The following is a 20921-nucleotide window of genomic DNA, read 5'->3' as shown; positions in this document are numbered from 1 at the left end:
GTCGTGCCCGCGTGAGGAACGCGTGGCAGCATCAAGTAGGACCGAATCCCCGAGGGTCTCCTGAAGTTCCCGAACGGCTTTGGCAGCATCAACTGCCACGACCCCGTTCACAGGACCTTCGCCAAGAAGCTCTGGGTCCTGGCGTGCTCGGGCCTGGACAGCACTCGGGCGGGCGGTCCGCTCTCGACCAGGACGCCGTCGGACATGAAATGCACGGTGTCCGCGACCTCCCGGGCAAACCCCATCTCGTGCGTCACCACCACCATGGTCATGCCACTTTTGGCGAGGTCCCTCATGACATCAAGGACCTCTCCGACCAGTTCCGGATCGAGCGCGGAGGTTGGCTCGTCAAAGAGCATGAGCGATGGGTTCATGGCCAGTGCCCGTGCAATTGCAACACGCTGTTGCTGCCCGCCGCTGAGCTGGCTGGGGTAGTTGTGGACCTTCGTCCCCAGCCCTACCCGCTCCAGCAGACGTCGGCCCCGGTCGGCGGCCTCTGCCCGGTTGACGCCCTGAACAATGATGGGCCCTTCCGTCACGTTTTCCAGGGCCGTCCGGTGCGGGAACAGATTGAATTGCTGGAACACCATGCCTATCGAGGCACGCCGCCGCGCTACTTCCCGTTCCCGGAGCTCGTGGAGCTTGTTGCCCACGCGCCGGTAGCCGACTCGTTCACCGCCGACCCACATTTCGCCGCCGTCAATTTTTTCCAAGTGGTTGATACAACGCAGGAATGTGCTCTTGCCCGAGCCGGAGGGGCCGATCAGGCAGGCCACCTCGCCGCTTTCCACGGTCAGGTTCACGTCCCGCAACACCTGGACAGCCCCAAAGGACTTGCCCACCGAAGTTGCCCTGAGCATGGGTTCGGTCATTGCCGCACCTCCTTGCCTTCCGGAGCCGGAAGGGGCTCCACGTTGTCCGTACGGATGGTGCTCAGAGGGCTGAAGCCGCGGCCGTACCGCTTTTCCAGGTAGTACTGGGCCACCGAGAGAATGGCCGTGATGAACAAGTACCAGATGGCTGCCACGATCAGGAGAGGAATGGTCTGGTAGGTGCGCGCGTAAATCAGGGATGCCGAGGTCAGCAGTTCCGAGTAGCCGATCACCAGCACCAGGGACGTCTGCTTGAGCATGCCGATGACCTCATTTCCGGTCGGCGGGATGATGATGCGCATGGCCTGCGGCAGCACAACCCGGCGCATGGTCTGCAGCCGTGTCATGCCGATCGACTTCGCCGCCTCGGTTTGCCCGGGCGTCACCGAGGAGATGCCGGACCGGACAATCTCACTCATGTAGGCCGCCTCGTTAAGCCCCAGGCCCAGCATTGCCGCCATGAAAGGGGTGATGAGGTCGTTGGTGTTGAGTGAGAACAGCTCCGGGCCAAACGGCACTCCCATTGCGATCCGAGGCACCAGGGCCGACAGGAAGAACCAGAAAAGCAGTTGCACCAGCAGCGGCGTGCCCCGGAAAAACCAGGCGTAGAACCAGGCCGCCTTGGAGACAATGACATTGTCCGAGAGCCTTCCCACGGCAATGACGATGCCCAAAAGAATGCCGATGGCCATGGCCAGCACCGTCAGGATCATGGTGTTTAACACGCCCATGAGGATCGGGGCGGCGAATAGGTATTCGGCCACCACACCCCATTCAAAACGTTGGTTCGTGGCCATTGAGTAAAGCAGCCAGGCCACAACGAGGAGCACCGCCACCGCGGCAACCGTCCGTCCGGTGTGCCGGGTGGGGACCACGGTTGCCGGGCGGGCGGGGGCGTCCGTAACGCCGGCGCTCATGAAGTGGCCTTGTTGATGGTGAACTCTTCGACGGCACCCTGCTCCTGCCCGTATTTCTTAAGAATGTCCTTATAGGTGCCGTCTTTGTGAATGTCGGTCATGCCCTGCTGGATTGCCTTCTCCAACTGAGTGTCCCCCTTGGGGAACACGATGCCAAACGGCCCCGCCTGGTAGGGCTTGAGCATTTCGAGCTTGCCACCGGAATCCTTGGCCACGGAGGACCCTGAGGTGGAGTCGAGGAGGACGACGTCGACCCGACCGGTTTGGATGGCCAGGATGGTCTGGTTCTGGCCGGGGAAGATTGTCACATCCAGCGCCGGCTTGCCGGTGGCCTGGCATTTCTTGGACTGGGCGTCGGCGTCCTCCGTCTCCGTCGTCCCCTTCACGATGCCGACCTTCATGCCACACAGGTCATCCAGCGTGGAGACCTTGTGAGGGTTGTCCATGGTTCGCAGGATCCCTGCGCCAGCCATGAAATAGTCCACGAAATCCACCTGCTTTTCCCGTTCAAGGGTGTCCGACATGGCGGACATGGCCATGTCATACCGGCCTGAGCTGAGGCCGGGAATGATGGCATCAAAGGAGATGTTATTGAACTTAATGGTGACGCCGAGCTTTTTCTCCAACGCATCTGCAATCTCACGGTCGATACCGATAACGGTCTTGCCGTCTGTGTCGAAAGTTTCGAACGGCGGGTACTCGACGTTGCTGGCGATGTTGATGGTGCCGCTGTCCTGGATGTTCTTCGGGAGCATGCTGTGAAGGGGCGCGGCGCCATTTGACGTAGGTGCATTCTCCGCGCTGGACGTTCCCCCACAACCGGCAAGCATTACGGCCAAGGGCACCAGCATGAGGAATGTGGGTCGAAAAAACTTCTTCTTGGCTGCAATCTGTGACATGAGATCTCCATTTCATAATTCACGTGTGACGCGGGCGGGCGTTGCCTTGGTTCCTTCCCTGGGACGCTGACAGCACCACAATGTGCCCCGCATCACAGACCTCCAATGCCTCAAGAGCCTATGAACAGCCATGCCCCACGGCAATGACGTTTTTTCATTCCGTGAGAATCATCCCTATGACACTGGGTGAGAATGCTTTCCTCGCCACGACATCGCGTACATCGGCTAACCTGTGGGAATGACGAGTAACCAGCCCGGGGCACAGACGTCCTTTGAACGGGGCCTGGCCATCATGATGTGCATCGCCTCCCGTGGTGAAGTAAGCATTGCCGAAATCGCAGACGAGGTCGGTGTCCCCGCCAGCACCGTTTATCGCTATGCAAAATCGCTGCGCAAATTATCGCTGATCGAGGAACATCACGGTTCTTACACGGCTGGCTGGAGGCTGCTGGAACTCTCCGGCCAGCACCTGACCCATACCAAGCTCGCCGAGCTGGGCGTCACCGTCCTGGAATCAATCGTGGAAGGCACGTCGGAGACCGCTGTCATGACCGTGCGCTCCGGTCTGAACGCCATCTGCCTGCGCCAAGTTGTTTCGCCACACCAGCTGCGATATTCATTCCAGATCAACCAGTTGCTCCCGCTCCACGCGGGTGCAGGGCAGCGCGTCCTGCTGGCGTACGCACCAGAACAGGTCATTGCCAAAGTGATGGGCGACCGGATGGCCCGCTACACCGAGAAGACACTCTCACGCCACGACCTGGCCCAGCAACTTGCCCGGATACGTCAGGACGGGCAGGCCACTTCGCACGGGGAACTGAATCCTGGTGCCATCGCCATGGCGCAGCCGGTGTTTGCCGGTGGCGAGGTTATTTGCTCCCTGACCGTCGCCGGACCGGAAACCCGCTGCAGCTCCAATGCATGGAAGCACCGGGCCACGCTTGCACTGCGAGCAGCCGCGAACGAGCTAACTGACGCCGTGGAGTCACCTGGTCCACGGTGAACCTGTCCCCATCCAGTCGGGCAGTCGTACAGGGAGTCCGGCACCACCACGACGGATCCTTTCCCCAATGGGTTGGGACGCCTGGCTGCCCCAGGCAAGGAGCGAAGCGGCATCTTCGAGGTTTTTGCAGTTTGTCTCCGGAGCCATGAAGAAGCTGACACACCCGCTGAGCAAGGCGATACCGGCGGCGATCCACATGGTGCCGGAAAGCCCGAGGTGCGCCAGTGCGAGACCTGTGGCGAAGGTGCCGATGGCTGCACCGATGCGGCTGGTACCTGTGCACAGCCCGACTGCGGTGGCCCGGACCGGAAGGCCTGGAACAGCAGCCCGACTCCAGGGAGGTCGAAACCCCAGACCAGGACGGGGCGGCGCGCTGTCCTGTCGACGACGAAGAGGGACACGACGTTGCCAACCAGAAAGAAGAGGTTGATCAGCCTGTCAACCGATATTTGCTACGTCCCCGGAATCGAGACGGAACAGGCCCAGCATCTGCGACCCAAAGGCTTAGATCGAAAAAGCGCCGTTATTGTGCAGGTCCAGACGATGGAGATAAAAATGGCACGGTTCAGGTAGCCGCCGGTAAGTACATTCTTGAAGGCCTTGACCGTGCAGAGTTTAGCGACGCTGGGATCGTGGGCGGTGATGCCTTCCACGTTTATGCCCTCTCCAAGGGTTTTCCTCAGGACGGTCAAGGCCTCATCATGGCGACCCTTGCCGACGAGACAATGCGTGGCTTCAGGGATGGTGGCACGGACCATGAGAATCATTACGGCTGGCACTGCCGACGACACGAGCATCCACCGCCAGCCGTCAGGCAGCGACAGTAGCCGGTTTCCGCCCTTCCTCTCATGGGAGGGTACTTTCAGGCAGTCGTGGGTGGTTGGTAAATCATTGGGATTCCGCGGATTTTGAGCATATTGCAAGTCATCCACAGCAATCTACTAGCGGTTGTCGTTGATCGTTTCGGCGAGGTAAACGCGTGGCGAATAATTCCAAGAACAGGCCCAACGAGTGCAGTTTCTCGGATTTAGCTGATGATTGTTTGATGTTTTGGAGTGCGACGCGGCCGCGGGCGACTTTTCTAGGACAAATTCCGCGGTCGCGGTCCAGACCAGGGGCTTGGGTGTTAGCGGCCACGAGAAGATGCCCACCGGCGGCCAATAGGATTTCGGCAAACACGGACTGTATGGCCACGAGCTGTGCCCGCTGGCGGCCAGACGCATTGCTCTTGTATCCACGGTCAAATGACAGGTGGAAGGGTGTTCATTTCGCCCGTGCCGCCAGCGTGGCATCGTCGCTTGGCAGCCGTCACTGTGATGGCTGCCTGCACTTGCTGAACGCCGGGCCAGGGCTATTGGCGTGGGAATGCAGGGAACGGAAGACTGCCGGCGGGAATCTGTACGCTGTTGCGGGGAGATGCCGCGGCTGCATGGGGAAGATGGTCTTTCGTACTGCCTCGCGGGCAATGAAAAGAGAAACTCTTAGCGCCGGAACGACGAGACCCGTGTCCACTGGCGGCCACCGAATAGTGGTCCTCCTGTTGGCCATCAATGGGCACATTCTCATGGCCGCTGACACTTGGGGTGTTCGTTGTTGGGCCGGATGTAGTCCTCGATTGTCTCGATAAAGTCCGGGACTGAGTGGAAAACGCCCGGCGCAAGGGCCAGTCGGTCAGGTCCCTGAACGTGCGCTCGACCAGGTTCAGCCAGGACGAGGACGTTGGGGTGAAATGCAGGTGGAACCGGGGATGTTTGTCGAGCCAGGGCTTCACCTCGGGATGTTTGTGGGTGGCGTAATTGTCCAGAATCAGGTGGATTTCCAGGCGGTTGGGGACTTCTTTCTCGATGGTCTTCAAGAACCCAGGAAATTCCTCGTGGCGGTGCTTGGCAATGCAAGAGCCGATCACTTTCCCCGTCGCGACTTCCAAGGCAGCGAACAAAGTGGTGGTGCCGTTGCGTTTGTAGTCGTGGGTCATGGTTTCCCCGCGGCCCTTCTGCATCAGCAGCGACGGCTGGTTGTGATCCATGGCCTGGATCGAGGTATTCCCTTCCAGGCACAACACGATCGCATTCTCCGGCGGGTCCAGATACAGCCCGCACACATTGATGAGTTTCTCATCGAAATGCGGGTCCTCGGAGAGCTTGAACGTCTCCACCAGGTGGGGCTTCAACCCCCGTGCCGCCCAGATCCGTTGCACCTGAGCCGGAGACACCCCGGACCGTGCCGCCCTCGACCCCACCGACCATTGCGTGGCACCCTCCGGTTTGGAAAACCTTGTCAACTCAACGGTCCCGTTGATCTTCAACTCCGAAATCACCGGCTTCCTGCCCCGCCCCGCCGCCACAGCGCCGAGCTTCTTCAACCGGTAACTGGCAAACCGATTCCGCCAAACACGCACCGTGCCCGGGTTCACCCGACCACCCTGGAGATCCACTCGTTGGCAAAACCATCGGCTGCCATCAGCAACACCTGCGCCCGCTGCACCTCCCGACGGGCGGCAAGCCGGGACTTGGACAAGGCCTCCAACACAGCACGCTCAGTCTCGGACAACGCAGCAGCCGGTCTCGACTTAAGACCAGTTCAAACCACCACTCATAAGCTATTCAGGAGACACACCACTAATTGCTCGGCGCCTCGCCGCGAATCCACGGCCGGCGGCCCCGCGAAGCTCTCCGCGATCAGATGCCGAACAGGCAAACGGGACCGATTTCAAATGCGCAGTTTCGGGGCAAACACAAAGCCCTCCGACCCAACGTTTCCGCAGGTCAGAGGGCTTTCGGGGTGGAGCTAAGGAGATTCGAACTCCTGACCTCCTCTCAGAGGAGGACAGTTTTGAGCAGTCGCGGTTGGTTGTTAAATCCTTGAGATTCCGCGGATTTTGGGGCACTTTCACACCAGCCGCAGATGCTCATATGTGGTCATTTTCGATCGTTTCCGTGGGGTAAACGTGGGGTGGCGCATGAGCCCCAGCACCAAGCAAACAGGACCGGCGCTTTCGTCTCAGTATTCCAACTGCCCGGCGAGTAACTGCCGCCGATTACTGTAACCAGCAAAGCCGGTGAACGGAAATGCGCTCACTATCTCCTCCAAACTGGCTGGTGAACAGGTAAAGGTTGAAGCCAACAATCCAGATACGCGCCGCATGGCAGAAGGACTGCAACCGGATCAATAAGCGTCTTCCTTCCGCCACGTGGCTGCGCGCTCACGTGTTAGCCGATTGGTTCCGCCATGGGCACAACGTCATAGGCCAGCGCAATTGAGCGCTCCAACACCGGATCACGCAGTTCGGCACGCCAGGCGTTAGCAAATTGATTGACGCCCTCCCGCATGTTGACAGTGCCCGAAAGCAAGACCGTGCCGGGCTGCAGCAGGTTCCGTTCCTTGAGGACTACGACCCAATGCGATGGCGGGAGCAGGTCGGCGAGGCTAGCCGTCTGGATTTCTTCTTCGCGGCCGTCGTTTGTCACCCACGCGGTCAGGGTGAGCTGGTCGATGTGGTCTTCGACTTCCGAGAGTCGCCACGCCTCGGATGCGAGGACATCGGGCGACGCGTTCTTGGACCAGGCAATTCCGTGAACCTCCAACTCCCGGTCAGTGTGGTCGCAGGCCAACGTCAAAAGGAGGTCGTTCCGGTCATCGACAATGATGGCCCATTCAACCTCGCCGCTGGTTCGTCCATGCTGCACTGGGACTGTTGTGGCCTGCTGGGCAAGATAGCTGGCCACCGGATACATGGTGGGCACGACAGTCGGCCCAGGGACACCAAGCGCGGCGAGCTCTTCAATGTGGGCCCTGACATGGTCCTGATGGCGGCCGGCATAGCCGCCGTTCAAGAGGTTCTTGACTTCAACCTCGACGACTTCAGCCTCGGGAAGTGAAAAACGCAGCGTCATGATTGTCTCCTTCGACATTTTTTTGGGTTGGTCTTGCCGTGATTACGATCACGGCATAGCCTGAGTATACACAGACCATACATAAGCATCCATGGGCTGTTCGTAAAATCATTGGAAGCCGACAAAGGAGTTACTTCATGGATACAGACCGCACCGCAGCGCCTCCGCGAAAGAAGCAGGGGGCACGCGCATTCATCGTCGCTTTGACCGGAACAAGTCTTGAATGGTACGACTTCGCGGTCTATTCGGCCGCCTCCGCCCTGGTGTTTGGACATGTCTTTTTTCATTCTGCAGATCCGCTAGCGGGAACGTTGGCGGCGTTCGGCACATACGCTGTCGGGTACGTTGCCCGGCCACTCGGCGGCTTCTTTTTTGGCCGGCTCGGCGACCTTGTAGGTCGCAAGAAGGTCCTAGTTTGGACGCTGATCCTGATTGGTGTAGCCACCTTCGGCGTCGGGCTCATTCCGCCCTATGCCTCCATCGGCTTAATGGCACCCCTGCTTTTAGTCTTTCTCCGGCTGTGCCAGGGCGTCGGTGTTGGCGGCGAGTGGGCGGGCGCGGTTCTTATTTCAGCCGAACACGGTGACCCAAAGCGGAAAGGATTCTTCGGATCCGCGGCCCAGATCGGTCCACCACTGGGTAACCTGATGGCCAACGGCGTGTTAGCACTTCTCACCGTGAGCATGAGCCACGACAGCTTCCTGGCCTGGGGCTGGCGCTTGGCGTTTCTGCTCTCGGCCATTCTGGTCGGAGTTGGGCTTGTCATCCGCGTCAAGATTGAGGAAACGCCGGTCTTTGAAGAGATCAAGGCACAGGGACTTGTCGCCCGCTCCCCACTGAAGGACGTTTTTACGAAAGAACTCAGAGGCCTATGCGCTGCCACGATGTCTCGCATCGCCCCAGACGTCATGTACGCGCTCTCGACCGTCTTTGTGCTTGTCTATGCGACTCGGGAACACGGGCTTAATTCCGGCCAGGCTCTTTTGGCCGTCGTTATTGGTTCCGCCTTGCAGACGTTCATGGTCCCGCTCGCCGGATACCTTTCGGACCGCATGAATCGTCGCGTCGTGGTCGGCATCGGTGCCGCGCTTTCCATCGCATGGCCCTTCATTTTCTTCCCCTTGATGGGAATCGGATTCACGGGCGTGGTCGCCGCAGTGATCGCAGGCTTGCTTTGCAACTCGCTGATGTATGGGCCGCAGGCGGCCCTTGTTACGGAACAGTTCAGCCCGCGCTTGCGGTATGCGGGCAGTTCCCTGGCCTACACGCTGGGCGGTGTCTTCGGTGGAGCCATCGCCCCATTGCTGTTCACGTTCTTGCTGGGCACATACGGCAGCTGGGTCCCCATGGCGATCTACATCATCATTGTCTCGGTCATCACTGTCATTGGCGTCTGGATGGCCCGCAACCCTGACCCCGATGAACAAATCACCGATGACTTCGGATCACACGCAATGGCGTCAGGACCGACCGCCGCTATTTCATAAGCACCGCCTCCGTGGAAGTTAAGTGATCCATAAGAGCCTGAGTTGCGAGGGCAACGTCACCCGATTGCATTGCATGAACGATGGCCTCGTGCTCGGACAGGACACCATCCTGTCGCACATGGGTTGCCCCGAGGGCACTCATACCGATACGAACATTGCGGGCTTTGAGATCGGAATATGCCTTTGTAATCAAGGAGTTGTTTTGGGAGCTGACCAAGGCCAGATGGAATTCGGTGTCCAACTCGATGAAGTCCCGTTCAAGACCTTCCGACGCACTTGCAATCTGGCGATCCAGGATGCTTCGCATCTCCACTGTCGGGGCCCTGTCCTCGGACATGACGAAATGCATGGCCTGAATTTCCATTAGCCGGCGAAACTCCAAGACTTCATGGACTTCCTGCCGCGTAATGGGAGGGACAAAAGCACCATGGCGAGGTACCAGTTGGATCAATCCCTCAGCACCTAGCAACAGGAAGGCTTCCCGAACCGGAGTCCGCGAGATTCCCTCGATCATCTCGGCGACGTCCTCCTCGGCCAGGAACTGGCCGTGGAAGGAAGGGACCGGAAGGATATTTTCGCAGATGAACTCATAGGCACGCGCCCGATTAGATTTAGGGTTCTTCCTCATTCCATAAGTATACGAAACGCATACAGAAAGTTTGGCTATCACATGTCGATCAATACGAAAGTCAGCATCTCCGTCCAGCAAATTGCCAGCACGGGCGATCCACAGGTCAACCTGACCATTGCATTGGAAGCCATCAGGTCCGGTGCAGCGACCGGGGCAAGGATTGTCGTGCTTCCCGAAGCCACCCACGTGCGATTTGGCGTCGACTCGACACCCCACGCAGAATCGCTCGACGGCCCCTGGGCGACGGCCATAAGGAAACTTGCCAACGAACTCGATGTTTATGTCCTGGTCGGCATGTTCCAGCCTGCCGATAATGGCCGTGTCATGAACACCATTCTGGTCACCGGCCCCGGACTGCACAGTGGTTACAACAAGATCCACCTCTACGAGGCCTACGGCTTCTCCGAATCCGCCGCTGTCCAGGCCGGCAATGTTCCTTTTACCTTCGAGGTGGACGGCATGAAATTCGGAGTCGCAACCTGTTACGACATCCGTTTTCCGGAACTCTTCCGCGCCTACGCGGACCTCGGGGCGACGGCAGTCCTTGTACCGACCCATTGGGGTGCCGGAGAAGGAAAGCTCGACGCGTGGACTCTGCTTTCCCGCGCCCGCGCGCTGGACTCAACCACCTGGATTGTCAGCTGCGACCAAGCCGACGCGTCAACGGTCGGAATCGACGAACCCGCGGGTCCGCGTTTCGGCATCGGGCACAGCATGGCCATCAATCCCCTAGGGCAAATCATCGAAGAGCTTGACGACAAAGTCGGCGCCTTCGTTGTAACGGTCGATACCGAGACCGTCGAACAGGCCCGACAGATCGTCCCAGTCCTGGCCACGCGAAAGCTTGGCATCGTCGTGCCCGTCTAGCTTGATTGGGTGCCGGTCCGCCTGCCACCCCGGCATGCCGGACCGGCGCCAGGACTTTCAAACAGGACTCGGCCCGGCAGTTGGGAGTGGCGATGGCCTTTCATGCTGGAATTCTTCGGCGCCTTGGCCTCGAACTCTCTAACCGGTAGCGCCCGTACGATTTAGCCGCAGACGACCCAGGATCACTTACGGGCACCGGCGGCTTGCTGTGCGCAGTCGATAAAATGCTCCGCGATGGGTTCCGGCCCGCCCTCCCGGCTGACGAGGGACAGCTCCACGAGGTCCACACGGGCAGAGAGTTCCCGTCCAACGAAGCCGCCATGGGCGGATTCGATGGACGAGTTGGGCGCCAGGGTAACTCCCAACCCGCAGCTCACCATGGCCAATTGTGAATGGATTGAGTTTGCAAAGTGCTGGGCCAGGGGGCTGAAGCCCGCCTGCCGACAAGCCGCGACCATCTCGTCGTGGTAATCGGGAGAAATCGCTCGAGGCAGCCACACCCAACTTTCATCCTTAAACCTGACCAGGTCAACAGGCCCTCCCCCGCGCGCCAACGCATGTGAGGCGGGGAGCGCCAGGACGAATCGGTCCCGGCGCCAAGGTAACGACTTCAATCCTCTAGCGGATCCGGACTGGCGAATAATTGCGACATCCAGCTCTCTCCGCAGTAGCCGGTCTCGGCCGTGGTGTGTGTCGATTTCCGAGACCTCGAGTTCAACGTCCGGCCACTCGCCCCGGAAGCGTTCCAGAACCTCCGGGAGCATCCTGTCGAACGCGGAGGTGACAGAGCCTATCCGCAGCGTTCCCGCCATGCCAGACGTGGCGCGTGCTGCAACTTCCGAGGCACGTTCCGAAGCCTGCACCAGCAGCCGGCATTCATTAAGGAACAATTTCCCCGCGTCCGTCAACAACACGGACCGGCTCGAACGCGTCAGCAGGCTGGTTCCCAGTTGCCTCTCGAGCTGGAGGATTGCCTGGCTCAGCGGAGGCTGGGACATGTTAAGCCGTTCCGCCGCCCGCCCAAAATGCAATTCCTCGGCTACGGAAATGAAATACCGTGCTTGCCGCACTTCGACCATTCGATTGAGTCGCCTTTCCTCTTCCAACTATAGGGAACTAGACCTTCACTATATCGGTTAGGGGCTGTGTACTGGAAGTATGACTTCGCAAACAACACTCCTGGAGCATTACGCAACCCTGGACTCGGCGGCAGTGTCAGACGCCCTCGACGCGCTCGGGCTCCCCCCGGGACAGGCAGGCTTCGTCCCGGTCTGGGGAACCCCCAAAATCGTCGGATTCGCCGTAACCGTCCAACTCGAGCCTTACTCCCCCGGTCCGTCCGGGGCACACATCGCAGCGAGCGCCGTCGACGCGGCCAATGGCACAAACGTCATCGTCGTAGCCAACGACGGCCGCACCGATGTCTCCTGTTGGGGCGGGTTGCTCAGTCTTGGTGCCTCGCTGAACGGCGTTCGCGGCGTTGTGGCCGACGGCGCCTGCCGGGACGTGCACGAAGCACGCGAAATCAACTTTCCCGTCTTCGCCAAGGGGCAGATCCCCGCCACGGCCCGCGGCCGGCTGCAGCAGCGTTCAACCGGCGAACCAGTTCAGCTCGGCGCGGTGACCGTCACCCCGGGCGACCTGGTCCTGGCGGACGAGACCGGCGTCGTGGTTGTGCCAAGGAACCACGTAGACACCGTCTTGGAACGGGCCCAAGGCGTGGCCCGTCGGGAACGGGCCATCGCCGCCGAGCTGAAGGCCGGCGTCGCACTTCACGAAGCCATGCGCGACGCGCGCCTGGCTGGAACCACGGAGGAACACTGATGAACACCACCACCGATACAAGCCCCGCCAAACGCCTTTCAGCCCTGCCCACGGCTTCCATCTCCGACGCGATGGACTCCCTCGGCCTCCACGGCACCCTGCACGGGCTTTCACCCTTGACCTACGGCTTCCGAACTACCGGACCCGCCTTCACCGTGCAGTACGCACCGGCCGGCGAAACACGTGGCAGCGTCGGCGATTTCCTCGACGACGTCCCGGCCGGTGCCGTGATTGTCATCGACAACGAAGGGCGAACCGACGTGACGGTCTGGGGCGGCATCATGACCGAGATTGCTGCCGGGCGCGGCATCGGCGGAACCGTCATCAACGGCGTCTGCCGCGACATTTCCACCTCGCTTGAGCAGAACTACCCGCTCTTCAGCCGCGGGCAGTTCATGCGCACCGGCAAGGACCGCGTCCAGCTCATCGCAGTCCAGACCGAATTGGCCATCAACGGTGTGCGCATCGCCCCCTCGGACATCATCTGCGCTGACGCCGACGGCGCCCTGGCCGTGCCCCAGGCCTACGCAGGGAAGATCGCCGACATTGCCGAAGGGATCGAAGACACCGAAGCCAGGATCGTAGCCTCCGTCAAGGCTGGCACCAGCCTCGTCCAGGCCCGCCGGGACCTCGGCTACCACGACCTTCAGTGGAGGAACAAGTGAACAACGCAGCCCGGGGACACTCCTCAGCCACGCTCTATGAAGCATCCAAATTGCCCTGCGCCTGCGATCCCGGGCTGCGGCCCGCATGGCCCGGGGCCAAGGTCGCCGGCCCGGCCTTCACCGTCCGCGGCGTCGGTGGCGACAACCTGGCCCTCCACCACGCGGTCCTGCAGGCACCGGTGGGAAGCGTGCTCGTGGCCGACATGCAGGGTGCCGAACACGGCCACTGGGGTGAAATCCTTGCCGCCGCCGCACAACACCACGGCATCGCCGGCCTCGTCATCGACGGCGGCGTCCGGGACGTCGACGAAATGAGCCGGATGGACTTTCCCGTCTTCTCCCGCAGCGTCTCCGTCGTCGGAACCGCCAAGGACTACCCCGGCGACTTCACCTCCCCAGTACGCGTAGGCGGGGTAACCGTCCGTACAGGCGATCTCGTGGTCGGAGACTCCGACGGCGTCGTCGTCCTGCCCCATGCCGCCGCCAAAGCAGTCCTGGACAGGGCGGACCAACGAGTGGCCGACGAGCAGCGCATCCTGGGCGAAATCAGTAACGGCAAATCCACCTTGGAAATCTACTCACTCTGACCGGAAGAAGACCTTGAAAAACACAACCACCCGGCTACCGGGGGCCGCCGAGCGCATCGCGGCGTCCAGCCGCCGCCCCGCGAGCCTGGGCACCACGGCTCCGGGCGCCATCTCCCTCGCCATGGGAGAGCCCGACGCCGGCACCCCCAGCGCAATAGTCGACGCCGCCATCCAGTCCCTAACGGCTGGACGAACCCGATACTCCCCCATGACCGGCGTGCCTGAACTGCGGGAGGCCATCGCCCGTAAGATTTCCACCGAACACGCCCGGCCCACCGCGCCATGCGAAGTCGTCCTGACCCATGGCGGCAGCGCAGGACTCGCAGCCTCGATGCTGGCCCTCATTAGGCCGGGTGACCGCGTCCTGATCCCCGAACCCACCTATTCGCTCTACGCGGACCAGGCCGCCCTGGTTGGAGCGGAAGTGGTGTGGATGGCCAACAATCCGGACGGCTCTCTGGACCTTGACGCCGTCCGCAAAGAAGCGCCATCAGCACGCATGATCATGCTCTGCAACCCCGGCAACCCCACCGGCCGCGTCTACCCGGCAGCCGACATCCACCGAGTCGGTACCATCCTGGCAGCCAACCCCGATCTGCTGCTGCTTTCCGACGAAGCCTATGGGGACATCATCTTCGACGGGCTCGAGTTCGTCTCCGCATTGGATTTGGCCGGTGTTTCGTCGCAGGTCATCTACTGTAATACGTTATCCAAAAGCTACGCGATGACGGGGTGGCGGCTAGGCTACGTGGTCGCCGATGGGCCTTTGGCTGAGAAGATCAATCTCATCCACCGAACCATCAACGGCCCACTGAATACCTTCGTCCAGGACGCGGGATTCACCGCCCTGCAAACAACCCAAACCCAGCTCCAGGCTGCAGCCCGGTCATACCGGAAAAGGCGCGACCTCGTTGTGGAACGCCTGGGTGGCCTGCCCGAAATTTCCATGTTTACCCCGCAAGGCGCGTTCTACGCCTTCCCGCGCATCACCTCTCAACTCTCCTCGGACGAAATGGCAGCCCGTTTTGTCCGGGCCGGGGTCCTCGTGAGGTCCGGCAGCGAATTTGGGCCCTCCGGCGAGGGACACATCCGGATATCCTTCGCCACTGATGTCTCGGGCCTCGAAGAAGGACTCCGCCGCTTCGTCGCCACAGTCCGATGCTTTCCCTAAACGGCCAGACACCGGCACCAAACAGAACAGGCCCTCCGAACGAACGCCCACAAGATGGGCGTCATCCTCCACACCAACCGTCACGGCCTGACGGTACGGCGAAAGGCACACATTGCAACCTGAAGACACCATGACCAGGCACGAGATCCCCCTCAGCGTCAACGGAACCGACGTACGCCTGTCCTGCATCAGCCGCAATGGGGAGGGAGTTCCCATCGTCTTCCTCCACGGATTCGGCTCGACCAAGGAAGACTATGCCGACATCACCCAGAACCCGGAGTTCACTGGCCGGCCCTTCTTCGCCTACGACGCACCCGGCTGCGGCGAGTCCTGGTGTAGCGAGCTGACAAAGATTTCTATCCCGTTCCTAGTCAAAACCGCCACGGCTGTCCTGTCACACCAAGGCATCGAACGGCTTCACCTGGTAGGCCACTCCATGGGCGGTCTGACCGCCCTCATTCTCGCCGATCAGGAACCCGGCCGCGTCGCCAGCTTCACCGACATCGAAGGAAACCTTGCCCCTGAGGACTGCTTCCTCAGCCGGCAAATCTTCCGCCACCCCCACGAAGATCCAGATGTATTCCTCGAGGACTTCATCACGCGCAATTGGGCCTCCCCTCACTTTTCAAGTCCGTTGTACGCCACCAGTGTCCGGTACAAGGTCCGCGCCGCAGCAGTCAGGGGCATCTTCGAGTCAATGGTCGAACTCTCTGACAATGCCGCGCTGATGGCGAAGTTTCTGGCGCTGCCACTCCCCCGCATGTTCATGTATGGCGAGCAAAACAGCTCGCTGACCTACCTTCCCCACCTTGCTGCCCGCGGAGTGCAGCTGGCGGAAATTCCACGCAGCGGCCATTTCCCGATGTATTCCAACGCCCCGGAGATGTGGACCCGAATCGCAGCGTTCCACCGCCAAGCAACCACGGCAGCCGCACCTTGGCCACCGCTGCCAGCCACACCATAAGCCACACACCAGCCCACAAAGAAGTGCAGGCCCAACCTTTCGGAGAACCTCTATGCAAAGACCCCAGCGTGACCGCGCCGACGAATTGGAAAACGAACGCGAACTCACCGGTGACGCAGCATCGGCAGTACGCGACTTCGCCAGCGAGGACAAGGGATACCACAAGACGCTCAAGCCGCGCCAAATACAGATGATCGCCATCGGCGGGGCCATAGGCACCGGATTGTTCATGGGTGCCGGAGCCCGCCTGAATAGCAGCGGACCAGCGCTGGTTCTGGTCTACGCAGTGTGCGGGTTCTTCGGATTCCTCATCCTTCGCGCCCTGGGCGAGCTCGTACTCCACCGCCCATCCTCCGGCTCCTTCGTCTCCTATGCACGGGAATTTTATGGCGAGAAGATGGCCTACGCGACTGGTTGGCTATATTTCCTCAACTGGGCCATGACCTCGATAGTGGACGTCACCGCGGCAGCGCTCTATGTCAAGTTTTGGGCCCCGTACTGGCCGTCCCTTCAAGCAGTGCCCCAATGGGCCGTTGCCCTTGCAGCGCTCATCGTGGTGCTTTCCCTGAATCTAGTTTCCGTCAAGCTTTTTGGTGAGATGGAATTTTGGTTTGCGCTGATCAAAATCCTTGCCCTAGTCGCGTTCCTCATCATCGGCATCGCATTTCTGCTCACGCGTGCAAGCACGGATTTGGGCCAGACTGGGTTCAACGTGCTCGCCGACCACGGCGGCTTCCTACCCTCAGGCGGCATAGCCCCGTTGTTGGCCATTAGCGGCGTCATCTTCGCGTACGCGGGCATTGAGCTGGTCGGAACGGCTGCGGGTGAAACCGAGAACCCAGAAAAGATAATGCCTAAAGCCATCAACACAGTCGTATTGCGCATTGCCGTTTTCTACGTTGGGTCCGTCTTACTGCTCTCGCTGCTGCTGCCATTCACTGCCTATAAAGAAGGCGAATCACCTTTTGTGACGTTCTTCTCGCACCTGGAGAATCCCCACGCCGGGATCATGGCAGCTTCAATAATGAACTTCGTCGTCCTGACAGCAGCCCTCTCCAGCCTCAACGCCGGATTGTATTCAACCGGAAGAATTCTGCGCTCACTAGCCATAAACCGCTCGGCGCCCGCGTTCGCCGCCAAAATGAGCCACAGCGGCGTGCCCTATGGCGGCATTCTTTTCACCGCCATCATCGCCTTGCTCGGCGTTGGGCTGAACGCGCTCGTACCTTCACAGGCATTTGAGATTGTCCTTGAAGTTTCTGCCCTTGGCATCATCGGGTGCTGGGCGACCATCGTCTTGTGCCAGATGAAACTGCACCGAATGGCGCGAGCAGGCCAGCTCGCCCGTCCCGCTTTCAGGCTTTTCGGGGCCCCCTTTACCGCCTATCTGACCTTGGCCTTCCTGGTCTTCGTCCTCATCTCCATGGGGTTCTCCGAAACCGGACGGTGGGTCCTCGGCTCCCTGACGATCCTCATTCCCCTGCTGATCGGCGGATGGTATGCAGCCCGAGACAACATCCACGCCGCGGCCTTAAAACGAGAGGGCCATACGGGCGCGTTTCCCGTTATCGCTCGCCGACCCGGAATCGATAGTGCCGAAGCGAATCGCGGAACAATGGAAATAGCTTGGGACCCCACTGAGCCGCACGAGCTTGGACCGCGAAACCACCGGTGATGCCCTCTGCTCATCGCAGGACAAGCCACAGGAATACCGTGCTGGGGCCCAAGGAACCACACGCTGGCCCGCCGCTTCCTCGTGATTCGCCAATGTCCACCGAGGTATCGGCCGCAGCACACATCTTGGCCACTCGACAGGTCTTGCCACTCGATGAGAAATCGGCCGATGTGTCGCCATCGATCACCCGACATGGTGCCCGTGTTGGTCCTCGCCGTTGCTGGAGCGGGCGGTCCTGATTCGCCAGAGCCGGAAACCACATCCGGCCTCTCGTGCGGCGATTTCAACCGCATGGCGCCGCGCTCCTTCGATCGGGTGTTGACTCACCAGCACTCAGACGTCGTCCGGACCTTGTTCAGTAGTCGTCCCGTTTGCACCAACACCTCCGCATCACGACGGATAGAATGGCCAGCCGCCATCTCAACCACGCAATCATTATGTTGCCGGGATCCACGTCAGTCCACTGGACAGCACCATGCCGGCATCGGCATAGTGCTGTCCATATGGCTCCCGAGATGATGTCACCGCCGGAATCCTGGGATTACCCGTGTCCCGACAATGAACCTTATCGGCTCAGGGGCGGGGCAGTCCCAACAGATCCAGGGTCGTCCCACCGGCACGGATGGCATCGCGCATTGCGTCCTCCTTGGCCAGCCGTGCCTCCGAAGAGGCAAGGGCAGTGGCCAGGTCTTCTACATGGATTCGGACCAGTCCATCGGCGTCGCCGACCAATACGTCGCCGGGGTTGATCAGGACGCCGCCGACAGTAACCGGGATGTTGATCCGCCCCTGTTGGACCTTGGTGGTCTTGCGTATGCAGACGCCCCGGGTGAAAACAGGAAATCCGGCAGTGATGATGTCCTGGCTGTCACGGACGGCGCCGTCTATGACCAGCCCTGCGAGTCCGCGTTCCTGGGCGGCCAGGGTCAGCACGTCGCCCCAAGGCCCGGCCTCCGTGTAGCCCTTTGCGTCGACGACGAGAATGTCGCCTTCGCCGGCTTCGAGGAGTGCGAGATGAATGAACCAGTTGTCGCCAGGCTCCAGTTCCACGGTCACGGCGCGACCGGCAATGCGCGAGCGGGGGTCCAACGGCTTGATGGCCGGGTCAACGGCGTCGCGCTGGCCGTTTGCCTCGTAGACCGTGGCGGCGCCAAACTCGGCGAGTCGGTCAAAGATGTTGATGCCGGTGGTGGTGGTGGTGATGATGCTCATGCCGTGGGCTCCTTCTGGGAAGAGGCGGAATTAGTGGTCGGGGAGTATGCCTTCGCGGGCACCATGGGGGGGCGCAATGAAGTCTTCGGAAGTCGGTTCATCAGCAGTGCGATCGCGGCGGCGAGGAACGAGGCAACGGCAAGTAATGTCAGGGGGACGGCGAATCCCCCCGTGGCATCCTTGAGAGCCCCGGTCATCCAAGGGCCAATGAGCCCGCCCATTTGGGCCAAGGTGTTGATGAGGGCGATGGCCTTTGCCCGCGCAGCACCGGCCAGGAATTCTCCCGCCAGGGTCCAGAAGACGCCGAGCCCGCCCCAAATGCCGCCGGCTGCAATGGTCAGGAAAATGAAGGCCACGACCGGGTTGGGGCTGTAGGCGCTGGCCAGCAGGCTGGCTCCGCCCACAGCCAGGGGAACGGCAAGATGCCTGAGGCGTTCCCCCGTCCGGTCGGAGTGCCGGGCAATCAACAACATGGCCGCAGCGCCGCACAGGAACGGGATCGCGGAAAGGAAACCGATTTGAAGGTCAGTGAGCTTGCCCAGCGAGTGAACGATCTGGGGCAGCCAGAGCAAAACACCGTAGAGGGCCGTGAGGAGGCAGGTAAAAAGTGCCGCGAGCACCCACACCCGCGGCAGGCGGGCGACCTTCCAGAGCGAAAGGTGGTCGTCTGCAGGATTGGCGTCATCTTCGGCCTTTAGCGTCGAGACCAGCCATTCGCGCTGGTCAGAGGCAAGCCATCGGGCCCGTGCAGGCGATTCCGGGAGAACGAAAAGGAGCACAATCCCGAGGACGACCGCGGGTGCCGCCTCAAGCAGGAACATCCATTGCCAACCGACGAGCCCGAAGAGCTGCGGCGGCGAGGTGAGGAGGAACCCTGACAACGGGGCACCGACGACTGAGGCCACGGCCGTGGCGGCCACGACGCCGGAGTTGGCCCGTGAACGGTGCGCGAGGGGAAACCAGGCGGAGAGGTAGAAGATGATGCCGGGCATGAATCCGCCCTCGGCCACGCCGAGCAGGAATCGTAGGATGATGAACCACTGCTCACTCTGCACAAATGCCATCGCGCCGGAGATAATGCCCCAACTGATCATGATCCGGGCCAGCCAGATGCGTGCGCCGACACGTTGCAAGATGATGTTGCTGGGGACTTCAAACAGGGCGTAGCCGATGAAGAAGACGCTTGCGCCGAAGCCGAAGGCTGTTGCGCTCAGTCCGAGATCGGCGTTCATGTGCAACGCGGCGAAACCGATGTTGACCCGGTCGAGGTAATTGACTAATAGGAGCAAAAAGAGAAAGGGGACCAGGCGCAAGGTCAGGTGCTTGATCGTAGTTCTCTCAAGAATTGTGTGCTGCACGGATTCCTCCTTGAATCGGTAGTTCAGCGTCCGTTCCCGAGCGGCTCTGCCAGGAATCGGTGGGACAGAAGTCGAATGGCTCAGTTGGTCAGGTAGCCCGCGCGCTGCAGCTGGTGGTAGCCGTTGGCGCGGCGCGCTTCTTCCAGCGATGCGCCGCCACGCACGGCGTCGACGATCCGGTCCTCGGCGGCCTGCAAACGCTGGGCGACCTCGAGAACCTCGGCTTCTCGGGAACGCGGGACCACCACCACGCCGTCGTCGTCGCCGATCAGCAGGTCTCCCGGCAGGACGCGCACGTCCCCCAGCGAGACGGGACCACCCGTTTCCGGCACTTCCACCCGGTCCTTGCCGGTGCGCATAAACCGTCCTCGCGTAAAGAGCGGGTAGTCAAGCTCTCGGCTGGTAGCGACGTCACGGCACACGCCGTTGATGACAGTTCCGGCCAGGGCCCGGCGGGATGCGACTTCGGTCAGGATGCCTCCCCATACCGTGCAATCGGTGCGTGCGGCGTTGTCGATGACGACAACGGCCCCTGCCGGCACCTCGTCAATGTAGTCACCGACACTTCCCGGCTCGAGTGCTGCGGGTACGTAGCGGACCGTAAATGCCCGGCCGATCAGGCGGCGGCAGTCGACGACAGCACCGAGGCCCGCCGCGCTGCCGGGAAGACGCAGGGCATCGAGGGCGTCCGACACGGCGGCGGTGCTTAATTTTCCGTACTCGTCGAAAAGTTCCTGGTCGGTGCGTTCTTGCTGGAGTTCGTGCATTATTTCCGTTCCTATGTGACCGGGGCCATCCCGGGCTTTGTCATAGGAACATCGTGAACTCCGTGACGGGCGCGCGTCCAAGATCCGTTTTCACTGTTTTCATAAGCAAAAACTTATGAGATCCCCGGT

Annotated in this window: 19 protein-coding genes and 1 pseudogene; 9 read left to right on the top strand and 11 right to left on the bottom strand. The window is 61.0% G+C overall.

The window, feature by feature from the left end; all coding sequences use genetic code 11:
- Nucleotides 1-107 precede the first annotated feature (107 nt).
- The 3 genes from G6035_RS14530 to G6035_RS14520 are packed head-to-tail and all read right to left on the bottom strand — an operon-like array spanning nucleotide 108 to nucleotide 2688.
- On the bottom strand, nucleotides 108-872 hold the full coding sequence (locus G6035_RS14530) for an amino acid ABC transporter ATP-binding protein (RefSeq protein ID WP_305144533.1): 765 nt from the start codon (nucleotides 870-872) through the stop codon (nucleotides 108-110).
- Nucleotides 869-1789 carry an amino acid ABC transporter permease gene (locus G6035_RS14525; RefSeq protein ID WP_176617817.1) on the bottom strand — a complete coding sequence of 307 codons (921 nt, stop codon included), beginning with the start codon at nucleotides 1787-1789 and terminating at the stop codon, nucleotides 869-871. The genes G6035_RS14530 and G6035_RS14525 overlap by 4 nt, the downstream gene beginning before the upstream one ends.
- Nucleotides 1786-2688, bottom strand: coding sequence for an ABC transporter substrate-binding protein (locus G6035_RS14520; RefSeq protein WP_176617816.1), 903 nt, complete (start codon nucleotides 2686-2688; stop codon nucleotides 1786-1788). Before G6035_RS14520 ends, G6035_RS14525 begins: the two co-directional genes overlap by 4 nt.
- Nucleotides 2689-2926: 238 nt before the next feature.
- On the opposite strand from G6035_RS14520, the gene G6035_RS14515 reads away from it, so the two are divergent.
- Nucleotides 2927-3691 carry an IclR family transcriptional regulator gene (locus G6035_RS14515; RefSeq protein ID WP_176617815.1) on the top strand — a complete coding sequence of 255 codons (765 nt, stop codon included), beginning with the start codon at nucleotides 2927-2929 and terminating at the stop codon, nucleotides 3689-3691.
- 452 nt (nucleotides 3692-4143) lie between these two features.
- On the opposite strand, the gene G6035_RS19790 is transcribed toward G6035_RS14515, so the two are convergent.
- From G6035_RS19790 to G6035_RS14500, 3 genes and pseudogenes are all read right to left on the bottom strand, one after another.
- The gene (locus G6035_RS19790; protein ID WP_218063246.1) at nucleotides 4144-4623 is read right to left on the bottom strand and encodes an MFS transporter; all 480 of its coding nucleotides are present in this window, start codon (nucleotides 4621-4623) and stop codon (nucleotides 4144-4146) included.
- Nucleotides 4624-5268: 645 nt separating this feature from the next.
- Nucleotides 5269-6241, bottom strand: a pseudogene (locus G6035_RS14505) (IS630 family transposase); the annotation flags it as partial.
- Nucleotides 6242-6900: 659 nt separating this feature from the next.
- The gene (locus G6035_RS14500; RefSeq protein ID WP_256128007.1) at nucleotides 6901-7584 is read right to left on the bottom strand and encodes a DUF2848 domain-containing protein; all 684 of its coding nucleotides are present in this window, start codon (nucleotides 7582-7584) and stop codon (nucleotides 6901-6903) included.
- Nucleotides 7585-7721: 137 nt separating this feature from the next.
- Here G6035_RS14500 and G6035_RS14495 point away from each other — a divergent pair, with 137 nt between their 5' ends.
- Nucleotides 7722-9071: an MFS transporter gene (locus tag G6035_RS14495; RefSeq protein ID WP_176617813.1), complete on the top strand. Its 1350-nt coding sequence runs from the start codon at nucleotides 7722-7724 to the stop codon at nucleotides 9069-9071.
- Here the strand turns inward: G6035_RS14495 and G6035_RS14490 are convergent.
- Entirely contained in the window at nucleotides 9061-9699 is a 639-nt protein-coding gene (locus G6035_RS14490) for a GntR family transcriptional regulator (RefSeq protein ID WP_176617812.1), read from the bottom strand. The two genes, G6035_RS14495 and G6035_RS14490, sit on opposite strands and share 11 nt — an antisense overlap.
- 42 nt (nucleotides 9700-9741) lie before the next feature.
- On the opposite strand from G6035_RS14490, the gene G6035_RS14485 reads away from it, so the two are divergent.
- Nucleotides 9742-10569, top strand: coding sequence for a carbon-nitrogen hydrolase family protein (locus G6035_RS14485; RefSeq protein WP_176617811.1), 828 nt, complete (start codon nucleotides 9742-9744; stop codon nucleotides 10567-10569).
- Between the two features lie 182 nt (nucleotides 10570-10751).
- Here G6035_RS14485 and G6035_RS14480 read toward each other — a convergent pair whose 3' ends face one another.
- Complete coding sequence (locus G6035_RS14480; protein ID WP_176617810.1) at nucleotides 10752-11648, bottom strand: LysR family transcriptional regulator; 897 nt, start codon at nucleotides 11646-11648, stop codon at nucleotides 10752-10754.
- A 79-nt stretch (nucleotides 11649-11727) separates the two neighbouring features.
- Here G6035_RS14480 and G6035_RS14475 point away from each other — a divergent pair, with 79 nt between their 5' ends.
- The 6 genes from G6035_RS14475 to G6035_RS14450 all read left to right on the top strand — a co-directional run bounded on the left by G6035_RS14475 (nucleotide 11728) and on the right by G6035_RS14450 (nucleotide 17455).
- Nucleotides 11728-12393: an RraA family protein gene (locus tag G6035_RS14475; protein WP_176617809.1), complete on the top strand. Its 666-nt coding sequence runs from the start codon at nucleotides 11728-11730 to the stop codon at nucleotides 12391-12393.
- On the top strand, nucleotides 12393-13058 hold the full coding sequence (locus G6035_RS14470; RefSeq protein WP_176617808.1) for an RraA family protein: 666 nt from the start codon (nucleotides 12393-12395) through the stop codon (nucleotides 13056-13058). The genes G6035_RS14475 and G6035_RS14470 overlap by 1 nt, the downstream gene beginning before the upstream one ends.
- The gene (locus G6035_RS14465) at nucleotides 13055-13645 is read left to right on the top strand and encodes an RraA family protein (RefSeq protein ID WP_176617807.1); all 591 of its coding nucleotides are present in this window, start codon (nucleotides 13055-13057) and stop codon (nucleotides 13643-13645) included. Before G6035_RS14470 ends, G6035_RS14465 begins: the two co-directional genes overlap by 4 nt.
- A 13-nt stretch (nucleotides 13646-13658) precedes the next feature.
- A complete protein-coding gene (locus tag G6035_RS14460) occupies nucleotides 13659-14816 on the top strand; it encodes a pyridoxal phosphate-dependent aminotransferase (RefSeq protein ID WP_176617806.1) in 1158 nt (385 codons plus the stop codon).
- A gap of 130 nt (nucleotides 14817-14946) precedes the next feature.
- Nucleotides 14947-15780, top strand: a complete 834-nt coding sequence (locus G6035_RS14455) for an alpha/beta fold hydrolase (protein ID WP_218063244.1) — start codon at nucleotides 14947-14949, stop codon at nucleotides 15778-15780.
- A 52-nt stretch (nucleotides 15781-15832) separates the two neighbouring features.
- A complete protein-coding gene (locus tag G6035_RS14450; protein WP_176617804.1) occupies nucleotides 15833-17455 on the top strand; it encodes an amino acid permease in 1623 nt (540 codons plus the stop codon).
- 573 nt (nucleotides 17456-18028) lie between these two features.
- Here the strand turns inward: G6035_RS14450 and G6035_RS14445 are convergent.
- The 3 genes from G6035_RS14445 to G6035_RS14435 form a co-directional block, all read right to left on the bottom strand.
- Nucleotides 18029-18667: a 4-carboxy-4-hydroxy-2-oxoadipate aldolase/oxaloacetate decarboxylase gene (locus G6035_RS14445; protein WP_176617803.1), complete on the bottom strand. Its 639-nt coding sequence runs from the start codon at nucleotides 18665-18667 to the stop codon at nucleotides 18029-18031.
- Complete coding sequence (locus G6035_RS14440) at nucleotides 18664-20025, bottom strand: MFS transporter (protein WP_218063243.1); 1362 nt, start codon at nucleotides 20023-20025, stop codon at nucleotides 18664-18666. Before G6035_RS14440 ends, G6035_RS14445 begins: the two co-directional genes overlap by 4 nt.
- Before the next feature lie 80 nt (nucleotides 20026-20105).
- Nucleotides 20106-20792 carry an RraA family protein gene (locus G6035_RS14435; protein ID WP_176617802.1) on the bottom strand — a complete coding sequence of 229 codons (687 nt, stop codon included), beginning with the start codon at nucleotides 20790-20792 and terminating at the stop codon, nucleotides 20106-20108.
- Nucleotides 20793-20921: the final 129 nt, after the last annotated feature.

Origin of the sequence: Arthrobacter sp. SDTb3-6, assembly GCF_013376095.1 — a bacterium.
GTDB lineage: Bacteria > Actinomycetota > Actinomycetes > Actinomycetales > Micrococcaceae > Specibacter.
The sequence above is the reverse complement of the archived record's forward strand: the minus strand, read 5'-3'. Positions and strand labels throughout refer to the sequence as shown.